The 18,387-nt window shown below is 65.1% G+C and carries 19 protein-coding genes and 1 tRNA gene; 4 read left to right on the top strand and 16 right to left on the bottom strand.

Annotated features, from left to right (window positions below; all coding sequences use genetic code 11):
• The 3 genes from AC50YA_RS14480 to nhaA all read left to right on the top strand — a co-directional run bounded on the left by AC50YA_RS14480 (position 1) and on the right by nhaA (position 2,108).
• Positions 1 to 498, top strand: coding sequence for a DUF2505 domain-containing protein (locus tag AC50YA_RS14480; RefSeq protein ID WP_185262984.1), 498 nt, complete (start codon positions 1 to 3; stop codon positions 496 to 498).
• A 3-nt stretch (positions 499 to 501) separates the two neighbouring features.
• The gene (locus AC50YA_RS14475; protein ID WP_494982959.1) at positions 502 to 723 is read left to right on the top strand and encodes an SCO4848 family membrane protein; all 222 of its coding nucleotides are present in this window, start codon (positions 502 to 504) and stop codon (positions 721 to 723) included.
• Between the two features lie 71 nt (positions 724 to 794).
• The gene (gene nhaA / locus AC50YA_RS14470; RefSeq protein ID WP_494982958.1) at positions 795 to 2,108 is read left to right on the top strand and encodes a Na+/H+ antiporter NhaA; all 1,314 of its coding nucleotides are present in this window, start codon (positions 795 to 797) and stop codon (positions 2,106 to 2,108) included.
• Positions 2,109 to 2,125: 17 nt separating this feature from the next.
• On the opposite strand, the gene sufU is transcribed toward nhaA, so the two are convergent.
• From sufU to AC50YA_RS14425, 9 genes are all read right to left on the bottom strand, one after another.
• A complete protein-coding gene (gene sufU / locus AC50YA_RS14465) occupies positions 2,126 to 2,575 on the bottom strand; it encodes a Fe-S cluster assembly sulfur transfer protein SufU (protein ID WP_494982957.1) in 450 nt (149 codons plus the stop codon).
• 24 nt (positions 2,576 to 2,599) lie between these two features.
• Positions 2,600 to 3,925, bottom strand: coding sequence for a SufS family cysteine desulfurase (locus AC50YA_RS14460; protein WP_494982956.1), 1,326 nt, complete (start codon positions 3,923 to 3,925; stop codon positions 2,600 to 2,602).
• 531 nt (positions 3,926 to 4,456) lie between these two features.
• A complete protein-coding gene (locus AC50YA_RS14455) occupies positions 4,457 to 7,138 on the bottom strand; it encodes a helix-turn-helix transcriptional regulator (RefSeq protein ID WP_494982955.1) in 2,682 nt (893 codons plus the stop codon).
• Between the two features lie 22 nt (positions 7,139 to 7,160).
• A complete protein-coding gene (locus AC50YA_RS14450) occupies positions 7,161 to 9,899 on the bottom strand; it encodes a LuxR C-terminal-related transcriptional regulator (protein WP_494982954.1) in 2,739 nt (912 codons plus the stop codon).
• Between the two features lie 118 nt (positions 9,900 to 10,017).
• The gene (pth, locus tag AC50YA_RS14445; RefSeq protein ID WP_494982953.1) at positions 10,018 to 10,608 is read right to left on the bottom strand and encodes an aminoacyl-tRNA hydrolase; all 591 of its coding nucleotides are present in this window, start codon (positions 10,606 to 10,608) and stop codon (positions 10,018 to 10,020) included.
• Positions 10,609 to 10,688: 80 nt separating this feature from the next.
• On the bottom strand, positions 10,689 to 11,273 hold the full coding sequence (locus AC50YA_RS14440) for a 50S ribosomal protein L25/general stress protein Ctc (protein WP_494982952.1): 585 nt from the start codon (positions 11,271 to 11,273) through the stop codon (positions 10,689 to 10,691).
• Positions 11,274 to 11,568: 295 nt separating this feature from the next.
• Positions 11,569 to 12,549, bottom strand: a complete 981-nt coding sequence (locus AC50YA_RS14435; RefSeq protein WP_056348072.1) for a ribose-phosphate diphosphokinase — start codon at positions 12,547 to 12,549, stop codon at positions 11,569 to 11,571.
• Entirely contained in the window at positions 12,549 to 14,030 is a 1,482-nt protein-coding gene (gene glmU, locus AC50YA_RS14430) for a bifunctional UDP-N-acetylglucosamine diphosphorylase/glucosamine-1-phosphate N-acetyltransferase GlmU (RefSeq protein WP_494982951.1), read from the bottom strand. The genes AC50YA_RS14435 and glmU overlap by 1 nt, the downstream gene beginning before the upstream one ends.
• A gap of 109 nt (positions 14,031 to 14,139) precedes the next feature.
• A tRNA-Gln gene (locus tag AC50YA_RS14425) sits at positions 14,140 to 14,211 on the bottom strand.
• A gap of 149 nt (positions 14,212 to 14,360) precedes the next feature.
• Here AC50YA_RS14425 and AC50YA_RS14420 point away from each other — a divergent pair.
• A complete protein-coding gene (locus AC50YA_RS14420; RefSeq protein ID WP_494982950.1) occupies positions 14,361 to 14,987 on the top strand; it encodes a TetR/AcrR family transcriptional regulator in 627 nt (208 codons plus the stop codon).
• Positions 14,988 to 15,267: 280 nt separating this feature from the next.
• Here AC50YA_RS14420 and AC50YA_RS14415 read toward each other — a convergent pair whose 3' ends face one another.
• The 7 genes from AC50YA_RS14415 to AC50YA_RS14385 all read right to left on the bottom strand — a co-directional run bounded on the left by AC50YA_RS14415 (position 15,268) and on the right by AC50YA_RS14385 (position 18,145).
• On the bottom strand, positions 15,268 to 15,651 hold the full coding sequence (locus tag AC50YA_RS14415; RefSeq protein WP_494983017.1) for a TniB family NTP-binding protein: 384 nt from the start codon (positions 15,649 to 15,651) through the stop codon (positions 15,268 to 15,270).
• Between the two features lie 43 nt (positions 15,652 to 15,694).
• Complete coding sequence (locus AC50YA_RS14410; RefSeq protein WP_494982949.1) at positions 15,695 to 16,078, bottom strand: AAA family ATPase; 384 nt, start codon at positions 16,076 to 16,078, stop codon at positions 15,695 to 15,697.
• A gap of 187 nt (positions 16,079 to 16,265) precedes the next feature.
• Positions 16,266 to 16,493: a Mu transposase C-terminal domain-containing protein gene (locus AC50YA_RS14405; RefSeq protein ID WP_494982948.1), complete on the bottom strand. Its 228-nt coding sequence runs from the start codon at positions 16,491 to 16,493 to the stop codon at positions 16,266 to 16,268.
• Positions 16,494 to 16,525: 32 nt separating this feature from the next.
• Positions 16,526 to 16,855, bottom strand: coding sequence for a TnsB C-terminal domain-containing protein (locus AC50YA_RS14400; protein WP_494982947.1), 330 nt, complete (start codon positions 16,853 to 16,855; stop codon positions 16,526 to 16,528).
• Positions 16,800 to 17,090, bottom strand: coding sequence for a TnsB C-terminal domain-containing protein (locus AC50YA_RS14395; RefSeq protein ID WP_494982946.1), 291 nt, complete (start codon positions 17,088 to 17,090; stop codon positions 16,800 to 16,802). Before AC50YA_RS14395 ends, AC50YA_RS14400 begins: the two co-directional genes overlap by 56 nt.
• Before the next feature lie 4 nt (positions 17,091 to 17,094).
• Positions 17,095 to 17,325 carry a hypothetical protein gene (locus tag AC50YA_RS14390; RefSeq protein WP_494982945.1) on the bottom strand — a complete coding sequence of 77 codons (231 nt, stop codon included), beginning with the start codon at positions 17,323 to 17,325 and terminating at the stop codon, positions 17,095 to 17,097.
• A gap of 208 nt (positions 17,326 to 17,533) precedes the next feature.
• Positions 17,534 to 18,145, bottom strand: coding sequence for a recombinase family protein (locus AC50YA_RS14385; RefSeq protein WP_494982944.1), 612 nt, complete (start codon positions 18,143 to 18,145; stop codon positions 17,534 to 17,536).
• Positions 18,146 to 18,387: the final 242 nt, after the last annotated feature.

Genomic DNA, 18,387 nt, shown 5'->3' with positions numbered 1-18,387 from the left:
ATGGCACTGAGTGCAACCACCACCCTTCCGCATGCCGTCGGCAGCGTCGCGGCCGTATTTATCAACGAGGACTTCCAGCGGCATACCAGCCAGTTCGTTGGCGGCACCCTGGAGTCCTTCGAAGTGGCCGGAGACGTTGACGGAGCATTCAGCACCACCTCGGTCCGCACCCTGCCCACCACCCGGCTCCCGGAGATCGCCCGGAAGTTCGTGGGCGAAAAGCTCACCGTGACGCAGGTGGAAAACTGGGAGGCCCCCGCGGCCGACGGTTCCCGCCAGAGCAATATCACGCTGAAGATCGCCGGCGCCCCCCTTGATGTGACCGCGGTCCAGCGGCTCGTCGCGGAAGGCGGCAGCACGCGCATTGAACTCGAAGGCAACGTCACGTCCTCCGTCCCTTTCCTGGGCGGCAAGATCGCCGAGGCGGCCGAGCCCATGGTGTCCAAGGCCCTGAACATCCAGTCCCAGCAGGCCCAGGCCTGGCTCGAAAGCCACTAGGCCATGCAGTTCCCCCTGTTTGCGGGCTGCCTGCTGATCATTGCCGGCGTCTGGTCCCTGGTGGTCTGGCCGCAGTTCCTGCGCCGGGTGATGAAGGACCCCCGTGCGCGGGACGCCGCCGGTAAAGCCACAAAGTTCCTCACCGTCCACGTGGTGCTGGTCAGCATCTCCATGGTGCTGGGAGCTGCCACCGCCGTGATCGGGGTTTTGGGCCTGCTCGGGTAGGCTGGTTACAGGTGCGCCGGGAAGTCTGGTCGGCAATAGTTTTGCCGACCCCTTAATTCCAGGAGCCACCCATGGCCAAGCGCCCTTCCCGCCCAACCTTCGCTGCAAAGGTCCTCAGCCGCTCAAGCTACCCTGAATTCCTGCGGATCTCAGAGATCCTCAGGCTGGAAACAGCCGGCGGCGCCCTCCTGTTGTTGGCCACCGCCGCGGCACTCCTCTGGGCCAACTCGTCGGCGGCTGAGGGCTACTTCGCGCTGCGGGACCTGAAAATCGGCTACGAGCCCTGGCACCTCCAGCTCTCCCTGGGGCATTGGGCGTCGGACGGCCTCCTGGCCATCTTCTTCTTCCTGGCCGGTCTGGAACTCAAGCGGGAGTTTGTCTCAGGTGAGCTCCGCAAGGTGTCAAAGGCGGTGGTTCCGGTGGCGGCGGCCGTGGGAGGGGTTGCGGTTCCGGCCCTGATCTACACACTGCTGAACCTGGGCCAGAGCGCTGAGAGCCTGCGGGGCTGGGCAATTCCCACGGCCACCGATATTGCCTTTGCCTTGGCCGTCTTGGCCGTCATCAACACCCACCTGCCTGCGGCCCTCCGGACGTTCCTGCTGACCTTGGCCGTAGTGGATGACCTGCTGGCCATCGGCATCATCGCTTTCTTCTACTCTTCCGGACTGCAGCCGCTGTTCCTCTTGGCGGCGTTGGTCCCGCTGGGGCTGTTTACCCTGCTGGCCCAGCGGAGGGTCCGTAGCTGGTACCTGTTACTGCCGCTGGCCGCCGCCACCTGGGGACTCGTGCACGCTTCCGGTATCCACGCCACGGTGGCCGGTGTGCTGCTCGCGTTCGCCGTCCCGGTCCTGGCATCGCGGAAACGCGGTGAGACTGGTACCGGCATGGCTGAGGCCCTGGAACACCGGCTCCGCCCGCTTTCGGCAGGCTTCGCCGTCCCGGTCTTCGCCTTCTTTTCCGCCGGAGTTGCCGTGGGCGGCCTCGACGGCTTCCGGTCGGCACTGGCGGATCCGGTGGCTGTGGGAATTGTGGCTGCTTTGGTGGCCGGCAAGACGATTGGCGTGTTCGGCACCACCTACCTGATTACTAAGACCACCAGGGCAAAGCTCGACGACGGCCTCGCCTGGATCGATGTTGCGGGCCTGGCGCTGTTGGCCGGGGTGGGCTTCACGGTGTCGCTGCTGATCGCCGAGCTGAGCTTCGGTGCGGGCTCCGCCCACGATGACCACGCGAAGGTAGCCATCCTCACCGGATCACTGGTTGCCGCCCTGCTCGCCGCTGTGGTGCTCCGGCTGCGGAACCGGCATTACCGCACCGTGGAAGAGGCGGAACGGCGTGATGCTGACGGCGACGGCGTCCCTGATGTTTTCGAGCACCGGGGCTGACCTGAACCCGGAAAGACTCAGGCAGCCTGGTTCAGGGCGTCCTCGGCGGCCACCCAGGAAATCATGGCGCATTTGACGCGCGCGGCGTAGCGGGCCACACCCTCGAAAGCCGCGGCGTCGCCCAGGATCTCGGGATCGGCGTGGATCTTCCCACGCGAGCGGAGCACTTCGCGGAAGTTGCCAATGACGGCGTGGAGTTCGTCCACGGTCATTCCCTCCGCGAGCTCGCTGAGGACCGACGCCGATGCCATCGAGATGGAGCAACCTTCGCCGTCCCAGGAAATCTGGGCCACCTTGCCGTCTGCCACCGCCACCCGCAGCGTGACTTCGTCGCCGCAGACCGGGTTGAGCTGGTGGGACAGGCCAGTGGACGCCCCCGCCGGCGCGGCGACGCCCGCCAGTCCACTGCCGTGGCGGGCCTTGGAATGGTCAAGGATGATCTGCTGATACAGCTGGTCAAGGCTCATGGTGGGTTACCTTCGATGATCCCGCTACACGCGGAAGTAGGACCGGACTCCGGCGACGGCTTCCAGGAAGGCGTCGATGTCGTCGGTGGTGTTGTACAGGTAGGCGCTTGCCCTGGTGGTTGCGGTCAGGCCTAGGCGGCGATGCAGCGGCTGGGCGCAATGGTGACCCACACGGACGGCGATGCCCCGGGAATCCAGGAACTGCCCGACGTCGTGCGCGTGGACACCGTCAACGGCGAACGCGGCAAGGCCGATCCGCTCCTGTCCTGCGGAGGGCCCCAGGACGCGGATGCCGGGAATGGACTCCAGCCCGGCCACCATCCGCTGGCCGAGCTCGGATTCCCAGCGGTGCACGCGGTCCAGGCCCGTTTCCGTGAGGTAGTTGGCTGCAGCAGCCAGGGCAACGGCCTGCGAAATCCGCTGGGTGCCGGCCTCGAAGCGCTGCGGCGCGGGCAGGTACTCGGCCCGTTCCATGGTCACGGTGGTGATCATGGAGCCGCCGGTGAGGAACGGCGGCAGCACGTCCAGGATGTCCTGCTTGCCGTAGAGGACACCGATTCCGGTAGGCGCCAGCATCTTGTGGCCGGAGAAAACGGCGAAGTCGACGTCCAGCTCCTTGACGTTCAACGGCAGGTGCGGCGCGGACTGGCAGGCGTCCAGGACCACCAGGGCGCCGGCTTGCCGCCCCAGCGCGACCAGTTCCTGCACGGGATTAATCGTGCCCAGCACGTTGGAGGCGTGGGTGAAGGCGAGGACCTTGGTTTTTCGTCCCAGGATCTCGGCCGCAATGTCCATCCGCAGGGCACCGGCGTCGTCGGTGGGGATATAGCGCAACGTGGCGCCGGTGCGGAACGCCAGTTCCTGCCAGGGGATCAGGTTGGCGTGGTGCTCCATTTCGGTCACCACGATCTGGTCACCCGGGCCCACCGCGAGGTCTTTCAGCCGGGCGTCACCGCGCCCCTGCGCCGCCCACAGCGAGGCGTTGGACAGCGCGTAGCTGACCAGGTTCAGGCCTTCGGTGGCGTTGGAGGTCCACACCGTTTCCGCGTAGTCGGCACCGATGAAGTCCGCGATGGTCTGGCGGGCATCTTCGAAGACTTCTGTTGCTTCCACGGCGAGGTAGTGGGCACCGCGGTGCACGGCAGCGTTGCGCTGTTCGTAAAACTCCTGCTCAGCTTCGATGACGCTTAGCGGGTTTTGCGAGGTGGCGCCCGAATCGAGGTACACCAGGGGCTGGCCGTTGACCAGCTGGCCAAGTACGGGGAAGTCGTTTCGAATCCTGAGGACTTCGGCGTTATCCATGGCCGGCACTGCGCGTTCCAGCGTGGCAGGCGTTGATACTAGGGCCAAAGCTAACTCCTTGAGATGCCAATGGATTGACACTCAATTGTCCCACAACACCACTGTGGCGGCGTCCCGATGGGCAACCGCCACAGCAGCTCCGGGCTTCAGCCCGCGGAAGTGAGGGCCGGCGACGGCTGGGGGGAGAGTCTCGGTCTCAGAAGACTCCGACGTCGCCGACCCCGTTTCGATCCAGCCCCAAGGGCCGGAAGCTTGCGTCAAAAAGAGGCCTAAAAGTCTGTTGGCCGGTCCGCGGTTCCTGTGACTCCGGGTTTTCCTGCCGCACTAAGTCAACCGCACTCGGAAGCCCCGCACACGAGTAGGCAGTACTCTACTTTTTTGCGCCTGGGCTACGGGTTACGCCCCGCGGCTACGCGCATCTGAACGTCCGTACGCAGGTCCCGGACGCACGGCGTCCGCACGCAGGCGCTTCCGCACGCAGGCGCTTCCGCACGCAGGCGCTTCCGCACGCAGGCGCTTCCGCACGCAGGCGCTTCCGCACGCAGGCGCTTCGGCACGCAGGCGCTTCGGCACGCAGGCCTAGTGCGGAAGGGCTGACGCCAGTTCGTCGCGGCTCCGCACGCCGAGTTTGACGTACGTGCGGTAAAGGTGGCCCTCCACGGTACGCACCGACACCATGAGCTTTTGTGCGATCTCCCTGTCGGTGAGACCCTGCACAGCGAGCTCTACAATGTCCTGTTCCCGGCGCGTGAGGTGCACGCTGGGTGCTGCGGCGATGAAGTGGCCTTCCCGGAACCGCTCTCCCAGTTCGTGGTCACACTTCTCCCGTAGGGCTACCGCCTGACGGGCCCGCCGGCGCTCACCGGAGCTCTCAAGGACGGTGCTCGACCGCGCGTAGGCTTCCCGGGCAAGGTTTACGAATCCCGCGCCTTCAAGCATGGCCGCTGTATCCATGATGGAATCGGCGTCCCCGGACTCCCAATGCCCCGCAAGGGCGAGCATTGCCGCGGCCCAGCGGCCTTCAACGCTCCCCGCCAGGGAGTGGACCAAAGGGATCACCGAATGGTCGCCCAGGTCCCAGCAGAGAGCCAAAAGTTCCAGAAGTGTCCCGGCCCGGGAGGTCACCTCGGGCGTGGTGGCCAGCGTGTGGAGTGACGCCAGGCCTTTTCCGTCATGCGCCACATACTCTGATGCTGCTGCGGCGTACGCCGTTGCAAGGATGCCGTAGCCGGTGGAGCCCAGCGGCGAATCCTTATAATCCAGCTCAAGCCGGCTGGCCTGCGCGGCGTCACCGAGCCTCGCCGCCACATAAAACGCCAGCCCGGAACCAAACCGGAACAGCTGCAGCGGATCGTTGAGCCTCAAAGTCTCCACAGCCGGCAATAGCGTTTGGTACGCGCGTTCCATCCGCCCCTGCCGCAGCAGCGAGTAGCCACGGAGTACCTCGAGGCTACCGCCGAAATATGCGACACCCCGCGGCTGGCCGGCGGCGTAGTTCGCCAATTCCCGTTCCGCCGAGTCCCACTCCCCCATGGCCAGGTAATCTGCCACGAGGCGGCCAAGGACAAATTCATTGAAGAAGAACACGCCGCCCTGCAGTGAGGAAAGTTCCGAGGCGGCAAGCAATGCGGTGTCCAGCCCTTGGACGGAACGGCCGGCCGAGGCGAGCGAATGGGCCAGCAGCGCGAGTCCCACAGCACACAGGGCGTCCTCCGTGGCATCGCCGGTGCGGCTGCTCCGAAGTTCCTGGACCTCGGCCTCCAAGGCCTGGTGGTTGCCGGCTTCGCCAAGTTCCAACAGGCGAAGCAAGCACTCCTGCCAGAGCCTGGCAGGAGTATCGCGTGTCTCTTGGGAATCCGACGGCACAGCATCCGAACCAGCCATGGCGCCGGCACTCTGGAGCGCTTCGCGGGAATCGGCTGCGAATGCTGCCAGCGGTGTCCCCAGAGCCTGGTGTGCCATGGCCCTGAGCATAAGGACGGGAACAGCCCAGGCGCCGTTTCCCAGCTGCAGCCAACATCCGTCCAGGAGCTTGGCCGCACCCACGAAGTCGCCTTCATTGAATAAGGCCCTTGCCTGGATAGCCTGTGCCTGCGGCATGAGGCCCGGGTCCGCGACTTTCGCCGCCATTATCCGGCTGCTCCGGTTCCGGGAGTGGACCAACGCGGTGCCGGCCGCCTCGAGTAGCTCGGGATCGGATACTTTCAATCCACATTCGAGGGCCCATTCCACGGCCCTCATTCTGCTTTCGGACCCTTCGGGAGCGGTTCCCAGCTGATCCTGGATCTTTTCATGCAGCTGCAGGCTCCGGGAAACCGAGATACTGGTGCGGAGCGCCTCGCCGAACACGGAGTTCCAGATCCGGAGATCGACTGGAATGCCGGAACCTTCGACCATCATCTGCTGGTCCAGCAGCGTTCGCACCACTTCGGCGCCAAAGATATCCTCGATCACCTTCCGGCTCACGGGCCCGGCGAGGGCGACAAGTTTCAGGACTTCTTGCTCCTCCGGGCTGCGGCGGAGCATGTCCTTCACCACTACCTCGGTGAGCCTGGGTCCGTCGGCAGGCAAGGGGCCCAGCAACATCCAGATCCCGTTCCGCTTTGCGAGTTCGCCCCGCTCTGCGGCATCGTGCAGCAAGGCATCAAGAATCCGCGGATTTCCGCCAGAGGCGCTCCAGATAGTGTCAATGGTTCCGGACGGGACTGTTCCATCAAGTGCATGGGAGAGGACTTCCTCGATCTGCTCCCGGTTCATGGGACGCAGATCCACACGGTCAGCGAGGCCGTCATACCAGAGCTGCGCGAGTGGCTGCGGCAGCCCGGGCCGCGGCCTGCCGGCAGCAAGCACAGTGGCCCAGCCGGCGGAGATCATGTCGGCCACAATGCCGGCCGTTGCCTCGTCCAGGTGATGGGCGTCATCCATCATCAGAAGCAACGGCGTATCCTTGCCGGCTTTCAGCTTCTCAAAGTACCTCCACACGGACCGCAGAACAGCCACCGGGGACACGGAGTCCTCTGCCGTCAGCTCCGCCGTGTAAGGCGCCAGGACTCCAAAGGGAACGCCGGATAGCGACGAACTTCCATGGATCTGAACAATGATCATCTCTTGTGCAAGCCGCTCGGTGATGGCCTCGGTCAGCGTTGACTTCCCGATGCCTGGACCCGCCATGAGGAACACTGCCTGGCTAGTGCGGCTGCGGATGATGTTGCAGATCCGCTCCAGCGGTTCACGCCGGCCCGTGAGCAATCGATACGGCATTCCCGGTTTGGCTGCGTGGCCGTTAGACGAGTCCAGTCAGATCACCCCTGGACGTAACTCCGAGCTTGGTAAAGACCTGGTAAAGGTGGCCTTCCACAGTGCGCACGGACACGCCCATCTCCACGGCGATGTCACGGTTGGACGCGCCCCGGCCGGCCAGCCGCGCGATCTGCCTCTCCCTGGCGGTCAGGAGCGGGCTGCCGCTGCTCGGTATGATCGGCAGGCTTGCCACGGTTGCTGCCAGGATGTCCAGCCGGGCCTGTGCAGTCCTGGCTGAGACCGAGTCACCGGCCTGCCGGGCATAGTCAACGGCCAGCGCCATGCAACGGGCCTCAACGGCATCCAGTTCCAGGGTAGCTGCCAGCTCTGCGCCGGCAAGCAACGTTTTGGCGTCGCGCGTCCGGCTGCCCACGGCGATCAGCCGCGAAATTTCCGCCAAGGGGCCCTGTCTGTGCGCGGCCACTTGTTCCATCAGCCGGAAGTCAGCCTCCGTGCCGTTGACCGTGGCTCCGAGCAGGCTGATCCCGGCAAGGGTGAACCTGCCCGCCGCGATGTCGCGGCGGGCAGACTGCTTCAGTCGGGTTGCTGCGTCACTGTCCCCCAGCCAACGGGCGGCCATATCAGCACAGAACTCAGTGCTGCTCCGGGTCGCATGGTCGGCGGCACCCGCTGTCCGCTGCAGCCTGTCAAGATACTTCCGGGACTGCCCCGCATTGCCGATCTGCGCATATGCGAAAGCGATGGCAGCGTAGGCGGCACGGAGCATGCTCTGGACGGGCCGCAACTCCAGCTGTGCAGCGGCCGAGAGCAGCGAGTCAAGGGCCACGGCACCCCGGCCCGAGTACACGTACGCGATGCCGGCCGAGAGCTCCGCGGCGGCGCTCCGGTAAGGGAGCCGGTGGGAGTTGCGCGCGGAAGGCGGGTCCAGGAGGTCGATGCACCGGCGCCACTGCCCTGCCATCAGGAGCACGTTGTACGCCCGGCCGGCGAACCTCTCACGCAGCCCCACGATCTCGGCGGCGTCCGAGATCTGCCCGCCCAGCTGCCTCATCAGGCTCAGGGCGTCCATTTCCCGCCCGGTCATGGACAGGGCGCTCATGAGGATCACCGCCGAGTTCATCCGGAACCAGGTGTCCGGATTCTGCTCGGGGTCCGCAGCGGCTTCCATTGCCGGCAAAGCGGAGGCGTAGTCGCCCACAAAGGCCTGATACTCGAATTCGCTCAGGCCGATCCGGTTGGCCGCCGCAGCCAGCGGCTCCGGCCAGCCCTTCGCGATTCCTGGCCCCACACCAAGCCGCTCCCGTGCCGTCTGCAGCAGCTCCGGCACCCGGGCGGTGTGTTCGGGAAGCCAGACCATGACCCGTGATTTGGCCGCAACCACCCGGGCGAACTCCTCAACGTCCAGGTTGTCCAGCTGCGGCTGGGAAATATCGTCCAGTGCTGCCATGGCCTGCACCGGGAGGTCCATGAGCAGGTGCGCCGCAGCCTTCTGCCGCTGGGCAGGCACCCACTGGGGATCATTCCGTTTCAGTGTCTCGGCATACTTGAGGGCAAAATGAGGGTCAAAGAGCTGCACTGCGGCTTCGGCGGCGGCCAGCGCCATGGCCGGACTCAACTCGGCCTCGCATTCCTGGGTCCAGGCGCCGAACGCCATCAGCTCTTCCACCGTCATGGTGGCCGGGTCAGGTTCCTTGCCGCCCAGGAGCAGGCTCCGCAGCTCCCTTCGCCGAGTGATGCTGAGCCAGGTGCGGACGACGTCGCCGAGGTACTTTTCACGCAGTGAAACCCATCGGTTATCCGATGCGTCAATCTCCAGCAGGCCCGAATCCTCCATGTCGGCCACCACGCCGGCACCGTAGACGGCGGTCAACCTGGACAGTTCCACGCTCCGGGCGCAGGAGAGCATTTCGATAACATCCCGCTCCTGCGGAGACTTCCGGGTCCACTGGGACCGGACGATGTCGTCAAGACTGGCCGCGCCGTCAAGAACCACCTTGTCCCGAAGCGTCCAGACGGAGTCGGACAGAACCAGGTTCCCCGAATGCTGCTGCTCGGTGACAAGCGCTTTCAGGAGCAGTGGGTTGCCGCCCACCATGGTGTGGAAGGTGCTGACCAGGGAGGCCGAAACACGGTGGCCCAGCAGGGAAAGCAGCACCTGGCGGGTCTGCAGCTCATTGAGGTTGTCCAGCCGGACCTCGGTGAGCCGGCGGTCGTTGAGGAGCCAGTGGAAGTCGGCCGGAAGATCACTGATCATGGGTGCCACGGCGACCATTCGGGCTGTCCCGGTCAGGAGGATGTTGAGCAGGACACCAGCGCTCATATCATCAATGCTGCCGGCGGTGTCCAGCGTGATGACACACTGGCGCCCCGCGGCATCGCTTTTGATGAGGGAGGTAATGCCTCGAAGGATAGCTGTGGGCGAACCCATGTATGCCTGGGGAAGCCGGGCCAGCAGGAAAGCCAGGCAACCGTAGGGCGTTGTGCCGGACGAGGGGCCGCTGCGCAGCTGCAACGTCCAGATATCCGGGCCAAGTTCAGAGACGGCGGTCCTGGCCAAGGATGACTTGCCTACGCCGCGGCCGCCGGTGATGACGACTCCCAGGGAGTCGAGGCTGGTCAGAGCGGTACGGACCGCTTCGAGGTTGGCGCTCCGCGCAGGCACGGACCATCGCTGTGGCTCTATAACGCCTGCGGTGTCCGTGCGCAACTCAACGTCGTTGAGCGGTGACCCACGTCCCCAGCTGAGTGGCTCGATTGACATGAACTTGTCCCCTACATCCCACTAAAGCGGGATTAGCCCCATCGCTCCCCCGCTTACGAAGAAGACTACCCCTTGGCACGCGCAGGTAAACAGGGACAGGCGGTTTTAAGTTTTATTGCTAGACGTCTGACCTGGCCGGATGGAACTTCTGCTGGGCCGCAGTCAGTCCGTCCCTGACCAGCATCTCAACGGCATCGGCCGCCTCATCGAGCAAAAACGGAAGGTCCTTGCGCTCTGTAGTGCCAAAATCGCGCAGGACATAGTCTGCGGTGTCCATCCGCCCTGGCGGGCGTCCCACACCCACCCGTACCCGCAGGTAATCCTTGGTTGCCAGCGCCTTGGACATGTCCCTGAGGCCGTTGTGGCCACCTTCGCCGCCGCCGCATTTCAGCTTTACGGTGTTGAACGGGATATCAATCTCATCGTGCACGGCGACAACATGGTCCGGATCAATGCGGTAAAAGTTTGCCAGGCCGGCCACCGGGCCGCCGGAAACGTTCATGTAGCTCATTGGCTTCGACAACACCACCCGGGGGCCGGCGATCCCCAGCCGTCCTTCGAGCACCTGGGCGCGGGCCTTGTGGGTTTTGAACTTGCCGCCCATCCGGCCCGCGAGTTCGTCCAGGACCATCTGGCCGACGTTGTGCCGGTTGCCCTTATATTCGGCCCCGGGGTTTCCGAGGCCAACGATCAGCCAGGTGTCAGTCATTGTTCAATCCTAAGGTGGTCCGGACATGGCTGTGGCCGGACCCCGACAGGGCCCGGCCACAAAATAATACTGTGCCGTTGTTACTCGGCTGCGGCTCCGGAGTCAGCCTGCGCCTCTTCGTCCGAGACCTCAGTGGCCTCGGAGATGTGGACAACAAGCGCGTCAGCGTCGGCCAGCAGGACCGAACCCTTCGGCAGGACCAGGTCAGAAGCGTGGATGTGCTGTCCGGCGGAGCGGCCTTCGATGTCAACCTCGATGGCGGTCGGCAGGTGGGTTGCCTCGGCCTCAAGGGAGATAACCGTGAGTTCCTGGTTGAAGACGCTGCCCGGAGCCAGTTCGCCAACGATGTGAACGGGGATGTCCACGGTGACCTTCTCGCCCTTGATGACGGTCAGCAGGTCGATGTGCTCGATGATCTGCTTGATGGGGTCGCGCTGGACGTCCTTAACCAGGGCCAGGTGCTCTTCGCCGTTGACGTCCAGGGACAGCAGGGCGTTGGCTTTGCGGACTGCCAGCGTGGTGGCCTTGGCCGGAAGCGTGATGTGGATCGGCTCGGCGCCGTGTCCGTAGATGACGGCCGGGATCAGGTTGACCATGCGCGCGCGGCGGGCAAAGCCCTTGCCGAATTCGGTGCGTACTTCTGCGGCGAGCTTCTGCTCAGACATGTGTATCTCCTCGGAAGACTAAACGGTGTTCAGCAAGGGCGGAGGTCTGTTACGACCTTCAACGCCGGGCGGCCGTGAGGCGGCCCTTCCAGAAGGGAGATTCAGACCGAGTCGATAACGGAGACCTGCAGTCCGGTTGCCCGGATGCTCTCCCTCGCCAAGGTATCGTCCAAAAGTTTACCAGCGCCAGGCCCAATTACTGAAAACGGCGATGGTTGAGCATGATTGCGGTGGTTGAGCCTGCGGGTTTTCGCTCCCCACCAGAATCAGACTCAACCACCAAAGGCTTCAAGAATCAGGCGTTGCCGTCGAACAGGCTGGTGACCGAACCGTCGTCGAACACTTCGCGGATGGCGCGGGCGATCAGCGGTGCGATGGACAGCACCGTCAGCTGCGGGAACTGCTGGTTCGCAGTGAGGGGCAATGTATTGGTGACCACCACTTCGCGGGCGCCGGACTCGGACAGCCGCTGTGCCGCGGGCTCGGAGAAGACAGCGTGCGTCGCGGCGATGATGACGTCCTTCGCCCCGGCGTTCTTCAGGACCTGGACCGCTCCGGAAATAGTGCCGCCGGTGTCGATCATGTCATCGATCAGGACGCAGGTCCGGCCCTCGATCTGGCCCACAACAGTCTTGGAGACGGCCTGGTTGGGAACGGTGAGGTCACGGCTCTTGTGCACAAACGCCAGCGGCGCCCCGCCCAGGCGTTCGGCCCACTGCTCCGCGACGCGCACCCGGCCAGTGTCCGGGGACACCACGGTGACGTTGTCTGCGGCGACGCGTGTGCGGATGTAGTCGGCCAGGAGGGGGATGGCCATGAGGTGGTCCACGGGACCGTCGAAGAAGCCCTGGATCTGCGATGTGTGCAGGTCAACGCTCATGATGCGGTCGGCACCGGCGGTCTTGTACAGGTCCGCCACCAGACGGGCGGAAATCGGCTCGCGGCCGCGGCCCTTTTTGTCCTGCCGTGCGTACGGGTAGAACGGGGACACCACGGTGATGCGCTTGGCGGAGGCCCGCTTCAGCGAATCGATCATGATCAGCTGTTCCATAAGGTGGTTGTTCAGCGGGGCCGGGTGGGCCTGGATGACGAACGCATCGGTTCCCCGGACGCTTTCGCCGGCGCGGACGTAAATCTCCCCGTTGGCGAAGTCGTAGGCATCTACGGGCAACAGCTCGGTACCCAGCTCCTTGGCGATTTCCCGCGCCAGTTCGGGGTGCGCCCGCCCAGCGGCAAGCACCAGCTTCTTCTCGCCGCGTGCCGTAATTTCGCTCATTATTGCTGGTCCTCTTCTGTCGATGCTGGGGTATGTGAGGAATCTGAGGCGGCCGCCTGCGCCAGTTCGGCCGAGCGTGAGCCGGGGCGGTTGGCCACAACCCAGCCCTCGGCGTTGCGCTGGGCTGCAACGGACAGGACGAGCGCCCCGGCCGGGACGTCCTTGCGGATCACCGCGCCGGCGCCGCTGTAGGCACCGTCCCCCACGGTGACCGGTGCAACAAAGACCGTATTGGAACCTGTCCGGACGCCCGAGCCGATCACCGTGCGGTGCTTCTTCTCGCCGTCGTAATTGGCCGTGATGTTGCCGCAGCCAATGTTGGTGTCCTCGCCGATTTCGGCATCGCCGGCGTAGCCGAGGTGGGATAGTTTGGAGCCGCGGCCAATCGTGACGTTCTTGGTTTCGTAGAACGCACCGATCTTTCCGGTGTCGCCAAGCACTGTGCCGGGACGAAGGTACGTGAAGGGGCCGACGGCGGCGTCCGCACCGATGACGGCACCGGAACCGTGTGTGCGGGTCACCTTGGCGCCCTCGCCGATATGGACATCGGTCAGGGTGGAGTCGGGGCCGACGACGGCGTCCCTCGCCACCATGGTGGCTCCGTGCAGCTGCGTGTTCGGCAGGATGCGGACGTCCTCGTCCAGGGTGACGGTGGAATCGATCCAGGTCGTGGCGGGGTCAACGACGGTGACCCCGGCGCGCATCCAGGCTTCAACGGTGCGGCGGTTCAGTTCGGCGCCGAGGGCCGAGAGCTGCACGCGGTCGTTGGCGCCCTCCACCTGCCAGCGGTCTTCGGTGACGACGGCGGCAACCCGGCCGCCCGACTGCCGGGCGAGGCCCAGTACGTCGGTGAGGTACTTTTCGCCCTGCGAGTTGTCAGTGGTGATGTGGACCAGCGCGTCACGGAGGACATCGGCGTCGAAAGCGTAGATCCCGGAATTGACCTCGCGGATCAGGCGCTCGGCTTCCGTTGCATCCTTGTGCTCGCGGATGCCGGTCACAGAGCTGTCATCACCACGGAGAATGCGTCCGTAGCCCGTGGCGTCAGCCAGCAGCGCGGTGAGCACGGTGACGGCATTGGCCTCCCGCTCGTGCGTGGCCACCAGATCCGCCAACAGGCTGCCGGTCAGGAGCGGAACATCGCCGTAAGTGACCACTACGGTGCCTGAGAGTTTTTCCTGTGCGTCCAGTGCTTGCACGGCCACCTCAACGGCGCGGCCGGTGCCGGGGACATCGTCCTGGTCCACGATCAGGGCTTCGGGGTCCAACTCGCTCAGGTGGCGGGCCACCAGATCCCGCTCGTGGCGGACCACCAGGGCCAGCCGGGCGGGATTAATGCTGCGGGCTGCCAGGAGGGCGTGGCCCACCATGGACCGGCCGCCGATTTCGTGCAGGATCTTCGGGGTACGGGATTTCATCCGGGTACCGGCGCCTGCTGCCAGAACAATGACGGCGGCTGGGCCGGTAGTCTCGGGGATCACGTACGGGTTCTCCTTGCTTGGTTGCGCGTTGCGCTGGGCGCGGTGCCTGCCCGGCCAAATCGCTGGCGGGGCACCGAGTTCATCCTACTGGACGGTCATCGCACAGCAGTTCCGCCCATAGGATTCGAACCTATACTCCACGGCTCCAAAGGCCGGGGTGCTGCCATTACACCAGGGCGGACCATGCCACAGGCGCAAAGGCCAAGGCACAAGTATTTATTTTGCCATGGCTTCAGGGCAGCCCGCGACATTGGCAGGAATCACGGCATCCTGGCCCCTGCACCGTCACCGGTTCCAACTCTTTCAGCGGCGCTAGGGCATGATGGAAATGTGAGCAACAACCCACCCCGGACACGGATGACAGGCGTGCAGCGGCGCAGCCAGCTGGTCGACGTCGGCCGTGGCCTTTTTGCCGCGCGCGGGCTCGACGGGACCACCATTGAGGAAATCGCGGCCTGCGCCGGCGTGTCCAAGCCCGTGATCTACGAACATTTCGGCTCCAAGGAAGGCCTGTACACGCAGGTGGTGGACTTCGAGTTCCACATCCTGCTGGACGCGATCACCGCGGCCCTGACCGAAGAAGGCAAGCCACGGGTCCTGGTGGAACGCGCCGCACTGGCCCTCCTCACGTACATCGAGGACCGGGCGGAGGGCTTCCGGATCCTGATGCGGGACGCTCCGCCGTCGCAGCCCGAAGGCGCCTTCTCCACCCTGCTATCCCAGGTCACTGCCCGTGTGGAACACATCCTGTCCGACGAATTCCACCGCCGCGGCTTCAGCGCCCAGGACGGAGCCATGTACGCCCAGATGCTCGTGGGCATGGTGGCAATGACCGGCCAGTGGTGGCAGGACAGCCGGCAGCCCGACAAACACACCGTGGCCGCGCACCTGGTCAACCTCGCCTGGAACGGCCTCACCGGCCTCCAAAAAGACCCCGAGCTGAAGTCCGAGGCCTAGTCCGGTCGCGGTCTCCGTGGTCACCTACGCTGGATGCTCCGTGGTTGCGTCCGCAGCGCAGCGGCCCTCCGCCGTCGCTTAGCGCGGAAGTCCCTTCCCAAAGCTCGCAAGCTCGCTTCGGGGTCCCTCGGGACGCCGCTTCAACGCATAGGTGACGCCGCGGTCGCTGGGCGACCTTCACGCCACGATGCGTCGCGATGCGCTCCTACGCGAAGGACCCCCGCACCGCTGTGACTGTTAACTTCGTTTAGCGGCGTTTTCGCAGGTTCGTTTGGCGGTTTTAGCTGATGCCGATGACGAGGGCGGACCGGGCCGCTTCGATGACGTCGTCGGTGATAGTGCCCAGTTCGTTGATCTTCATGATGCGTTCGACCTGGGTGAAGAGCCTGTCGATGAGACGGAAGTTGCCGCGGGTGATCCGGGCGATGGCGGCGATCGCCGGGGCGTCGGTGAAGTCGTCCGGATTGAGGTCGTGCCCGAGTTTGTGCCATCGGCGTTGCAGGGCGAAATCCAGCTCTTCCTTTCCGAGTGGGCGGTATTCGTGAGCGAATCCGACCCGGCTGTAGAGCTGGGGGTAGCGGCTGAACGGCTTGTCGACGCCGGGAATGCCGATGAGGACCAGGGCAATGTTGGTGCGGTCGTACCTGTCACGGAGAAGTTCCAGTGCCGTGGCGCTGAGCCGTTCTGATTCGTCGATGATGATCAGCTCAACGTTCTCTTTTTCTATCCTGGATGGGCCCCTTCCGTGCGCCGGTCGTGATCAGGTGTTCGTCGATGCAGATGGACGTGCGCTGGGTGAGGAGCCCGAGTTCCTTGACCTGTCTGGGGGTCGTGAGCACGCTGGGGGTGTAGAAGACGGTGCGCTTCCTGGCCAGGGCGGCATGGACCTTTGCATCGGAATCGTCACGCGGGCCCCATTGTTCAAGGAGGTTCTCGGCCTTAGCCCAGCCGGAGTAGCGCCTGGCGGAGAGGGTCTTGCCGATTCCGGCCTGGCCGAAGCAGATGCCGATGGTGTGCTGGCGGCGCACGGCGTCGGCGAACTCGACGAATCGCCGGTGCTCCTTGGTGGCTATGAAACTTTGTGGTGTCATAAGCCATCCTCCAGATAGGTGCGCAGTTTTTGGGCCTTCTTCACTTGTTCTGCCGGGGCTGCAGGTGTGGCCGGGGCGGTGGAGGCCAGGTCAGGCAGGTGCCGGGCGACGACGGCGATGCGCTCGTTGATCTGCCCGCGCAGTTCCCGGCGGCGGGACGCCCGTGCGGCCTGGATGTCCTTGAGGCTCAGGGTGGAGGTTTCGTGGTTGGGATAGACGGCCTTGCAGATGTACTGGTTTCTGTAAAAGACGCGGATCTCGGCAATGTCCTGCGGTCGGAGCGGACGATGACATGCTCACCGACGTAGGCGGCCAGCAGGGGCGAGACGTATCGGAGCCCCTGGAAGTGCACGCCGTCCCGGCGGACGACCCGGGGTTTGGCCACGGTCAACAGCAGCAGGTTCAGTTCATCCATCGAGGCCGGCAGCCGGGGCAGCCATCCCTCATCTAGCCAGGGCCGGTGAGGGTGGCCCTGGTTTCCGGATGTTCGCGCTGGTGGTAGACATCGGTGATGAAATGACGGAACGCCCCATCCAGTTCCGGCATCATCAGCACCGGCGCCGGTGGCCGGTGTCCGCGGACCAGGTGCCCGGGCAGTTCGGCAAGCAGTTCGGTATTGACGGTGCCGAAGAACCGCTCGATCTTGCCCCGGCCCTGGGGCCGGGCGACGGCCGAGGAGATGATCTCGAAGTGCAGGTCCTTGCCCGTCTGGGCCAGGTGGTCACTGGTGAAGTCCGATCCGAGGTCGACGTAGAGGACATCCGGTATCCCGCACATCGGCCAGTTGGGCCCGTTTCTTGGGCCAGATCCCCTGCCGCAGGGCCAGGGCCGTATCCATGGCCGACGGGGCGCCCAGAAAAACCATGTACCCGCAGATGGCGCGGGAATGGTCATCCAGGATGGTGGTCAACCAGGGCCGGGCCGGTTTCAGGTTCGCGTCCAGGATGAGGATGTCCAGCTCGGTGTGGTCTGCCTGCCACACCGCCTTGGGCCGTTCGGCCCGCCGCCACACCAGTTCATACTTGTCCCGATAGGCCGCGGACCCCTGGCGCGTCAGTACCAGGGTCCAGGCCGGCCGTGATCGAGCGGACCGTGCTGTAGGAGACGGCGGGCCAGCCGTGCTCGGCCGCCACCCTGTTGGCCTTGTAGGCGATGGAGGCCGCGGTTGGCGGCGGCGCCAACAGGGCCAGGCCTTCGATCAGCGCGACGAGTTCCGCCGGGGCACGGCGGCCGCGGCGGGGCGGCACCGCCGGATCAAGGCCGGCGGCGCCATCGCGCCTATAGGCCGCGAGCAGCGCTGCAGGGTCCGCACCCCCAGCGCGTGCTTCGCGGCCAGCCTCTGTAAGGGGATCCCGTCCTCGAAGTGTTGGCGCACAACGGCCGAACGCGCTGGGCCCTTGTGCACCGGTGTGAGGGCAGCATCGCCGGTGGACGATTCACTGCCCGCACCCATGGCTACGCCGTGGTCTTGGTGGCTGCCGGATTGCGCCGGGGCGGTGGGGCGGCCGTGGGTTCGCGGTGCAGTGCCCGGTAGACGGTGGTGCGGCTGACGCCGAGGACTTCGCCAATCTTCGCCACTGTCATGTCCTTTTGCGCGTACAGGCGCCGGGCGGTGTCGAGTTTCTCCTTGGTCAGCAGGGAGGGGCGTCCGCCGGTGCGGCCGCGGGCCCGGGCCGCCTCCAACCCGGCGTTGGTCCGCTCACGGATCAGATCCCGCTCGAACTCCGCCAGGGCGGCGAAGACATGGAAGACCAAACGACCTCCGGAGGAGGTGGTGTCAATGGTTTCCTGCAGGGACCGGAACCCGATGCCGCGGTCCTCCAGCACAGCCATCTGGTCGATCAGGTGCCTGATGGAGCGGCCGAGGCGGTCCAGCCGCCACACCACCAGGGTGTCCCCGGGCCGCAACTGATCCAGCACCCTGGCCAGTTCGGGGCGGGACTGCAAGGAACCGGAGGCCGTGTCGGTGAAGATGCGGTAGCAGCCGGCCGCCCTCAATGCGTCCTGCTGCAGGGCCGCGTCCTGGTCCCCTGTCGATACCCGGGCGTAGCCCAATAGATGTCCCATTCGCGCAAATGTACCAATACCCATCAACCAGGGGAAGAAACGGTACGTAGAAACCGGCACTGGGTTTCGCTACAAAAATTGGGGCCGCACGGAATCCTTGGAAAGAGTTGGCTGGTTTGTAGCAGAAACGAACGACGATCCGAGGAACCTGATGGTCGTGGTGCATGGATCAGCCCTGGCTGCCGTGCGCGGCTACGGACAGCGGCTGCCACTCGTTCCACGTCGCGAGCCGGGATTCGTAG

The sequence above is a fragment of the Pseudarthrobacter sp. RHLT3-21 genome, from assembly GCF_059383495.1.
Note: the sequence above shows the minus strand (reverse complement) of the source record. Positions and strands in the feature narration are given on the sequence as shown.

Bases quoted from the DNA above. Each gene is read 5' to 3' on its own strand.
- AC50YA_RS14480 (WP_185262984.1), top strand. From the start codon at position 1: ATGGCACTGAGTGCAACCACCACCCTTCCGCATGCCGTCGGCAGCGTC.
- AC50YA_RS14475 (WP_494982959.1), top strand. From the start codon at position 502: ATGCAGTTCCCCCTGTTTGCGGGCTGCCTGCTGATCATTGCCGGCGTC.
- nhaA (WP_494982958.1), top strand. From the start codon at position 795: ATGGCCAAGCGCCCTTCCCGCCCAACCTTCGCTGCAAAGGTCCTCAGC.
- sufU (WP_494982957.1), bottom strand. From the start codon at position 2,575: ATGAGCCTTGACCAGCTGTATCAGCAGATCATCCTTGACCATTCCAAG.
- AC50YA_RS14455 (WP_494982955.1), bottom strand. From the start codon at position 7,138: ATGCCGTATCGATTGCTCACGGGCCGGCGTGAACCGCTGGAGCGGATC.
- AC50YA_RS14450 (WP_494982954.1), bottom strand. From the start codon at position 9,899: ATGTCAATCGAGCCACTCAGCTGGGGACGTGGGTCACCGCTCAACGAC.
- pth (WP_494982953.1), bottom strand. From the start codon at position 10,608: ATGACTGACACCTGGCTGATCGTTGGCCTCGGAAACCCCGGGGCCGAA.
- AC50YA_RS14440 (WP_494982952.1), bottom strand. From the start codon at position 11,273: ATGTCTGAGCAGAAGCTCGCCGCAGAAGTACGCACCGAATTCGGCAAG.
- AC50YA_RS14435 (WP_056348072.1), bottom strand. From the start codon at position 12,549: ATGAGCGAAATTACGGCACGCGGCGAGAAGAAGCTGGTGCTTGCCGCT.
- AC50YA_RS14410 (WP_494982949.1), bottom strand. From the start codon at position 16,078: ATGACACCACAAAGTTTCATAGCCACCAAGGAGCACCGGCGATTCGTC.
- AC50YA_RS14405 (WP_494982948.1), bottom strand. From the start codon at position 16,493: ATGGATGAACTGAACCTGCTGCTGTTGACCGTGGCCAAACCCCGGGTC.
- AC50YA_RS14400 (WP_494982947.1), bottom strand. From the start codon at position 16,855: ATGTGCGGGATACCGGATGTCCTCTACGTCGACCTCGGATCGGACTTC.
- AC50YA_RS14385 (WP_494982944.1), bottom strand. From the start codon at position 18,145: ATGGGACATCTATTGGGCTACGCCCGGGTATCGACAGGGGACCAGGAC.